The sequence below is a fragment of the Kitasatospora sp. NPDC004669 genome (genome assembly GCF_040609455.1).
In the GTDB taxonomy this organism is placed as follows: Bacteria; Actinomycetota; Actinomycetes; order Streptomycetales; family Streptomycetaceae; genus Kitasatospora.
On sequence record NZ_JBEXKB010000214.1, the window covers coordinates 1 to 1,591 of the forward strand.

Sequence of the window (1,591 nt, forward strand, 5' to 3'; positions counted from 1 at the left end):
ACGGCAGCCCGAACGCCGCCTGGGCGTTCTGGCAGACCCACCACTGGTACTAAACCGGCCCCTCGGTTCCCCCTCGCCCCGGGGATCGGACAGGGTCCACCGGGGTGACCCACGAGGGCCTGTGCCCGCGCATCCGCGCGGACACAGGCCCTCGTGCCATTCCCCGGCCGTCCGGACGACCCGGTACGGGCCCGCGTGCACGACCCGGGGCCGACCAGGACCACCCGCACCACGACGGCCCCGCCGGCGACGTGGTGGCGGTGGTCACCGACCGCGCCGCCCAGCGGGCCGAGGAGCTCGGCGCCGACGGCTGGAGGCGCTGCGCGCCGAGCTGGAGCACCGGCCGCGGCTCGGCCGCCGCGCAGGGGTCTCCCGCGCTAGTCTCCGGCAATGCCAAGCACTGATCGATCTTCCGTTCGACGCTGACGGGGCACGACGGTTGCGGGCATTGTCCTCAGCGTCGTCGCACTGGCCGGCTGCAGTCCAAGTGGTGCCTCTGCGAGTCCTGCCGCAGCCGCATCCCCACCCGCCAATGCCACGAGCAGTGCGGCGCCGTCGGCTTCCGCACCAGTCGCAACAAGCCCCGCAGCGAGCCCAGCGGTCACACCGCTGTCCTTCAGCTACCACGCGCTCGGCAAGCAGGAGTACATCGACCTGCCCAGGGTCATGAGGTACGGCCCCGCCTTCGTGATGGTCACTCGAGGGCGGCGGTGGTATCGGTGCCCTCGTGCGGTCTCTCGCGGCACATGGGTGAGGCGGCGGCCCGACGATGGACCCCGCAGATGAGGATGGCGACCAGGGCGGCCAGGTCTGCGGCGCCGACCGGGTCGTCCGCGTAGCGCGCGATCGGCAAGGGGGAGACCTGGTCCAGCCGTACCCCGTTGAGGTCCAGGACGTAGGCGAGCGTCAGCAGGGCGGAGCGTGCGTTGCCGTCCGGGAAAGGATGGAAGAACGCCACGTCGAGATACGCCCTGGCCGCACGGGAGGCCGGGGGAAGCGCCGGATCGGCGCTCTGACGCAGTGAAGTTCCCCCTCGGCTCGGACACCTGGAGACTGGGACATGTGAGCCCGGAGGAAGCAGTTTCAGGTGGGAACCAAGAGCAACATGAGTAAGCGGTATACGGCGGAGTTCAAGCGGGATGCGGTCGCGCTGGTGCGCTCGTCTCCGTACCGGAACGTCACCGAGATCGCCCGGGAGCTGGGGGTCAGTCCGGAGGGGCTGCGGGGTTGGGTCAAGCAGGACCGCACCGACCGTGGTGAGGGTCGGCCGGGCGAGCTGACCAGTGCGGAGCGCGAGGAGCTCACCCGGCTGCGGCGGCAGACGGTCGAGCAGCAGAAGACGATCGAGATCCTGCGCAAGGCGGCCGCCTGTTTCGCGGCCGAGACGACTCGGTGATCCGCTTCCGTTTCGTTGAGGATCACCATGGCGCCTGGGGCGTCAAGCGGATCTGCCGTGTTCTGGGCATCGCCTGGTCCTCCTTCTATGCCTGGCGGGCTGAGGTTCCCCCGAGGTGCGGAAGGTTGCCGGAGATGGCCTGATGGGCCATGAGAAGGGAGCCTCTGCCATGGCTGCACCGATGAAGTACCCGCC

General features: G+C 70.1%; 3 protein-coding genes. 2 read left to right on the forward strand and 1 reads right to left on the reverse strand.

Going from position 1 to position 1,591, the window contains the following annotated elements:
• The first annotated feature begins 104 nt into the window (after positions 1-104).
• On the forward strand, positions 105-404 hold the full coding sequence (locus tag ABZW30_RS46955) for a hypothetical protein (protein WP_355677487.1): 300 nt from the start codon (positions 105-107) through the stop codon (positions 402-404).
• 290 nt (positions 405-694) lie between these two features.
• Here ABZW30_RS46955 and ABZW30_RS46960 read toward each other — a convergent pair whose 3' ends face one another.
• A complete protein-coding gene (locus ABZW30_RS46960; RefSeq protein WP_355677489.1) occupies positions 695-1,141 on the reverse strand; it encodes a Fic family protein in 447 nt (148 codons plus the stop codon).
• On the opposite strand from ABZW30_RS46960, the gene ABZW30_RS46965 reads away from it, so the two are divergent.
• A complete protein-coding gene (locus ABZW30_RS46965; RefSeq protein ID WP_355677488.1) occupies positions 1,106-1,396 on the forward strand; it encodes a transposase in 291 nt (96 codons plus the stop codon). The genes ABZW30_RS46960 and ABZW30_RS46965 overlap by 36 nt on opposite strands.
• The last annotated feature ends 195 nt before the right edge of the window (positions 1,397-1,591 follow it).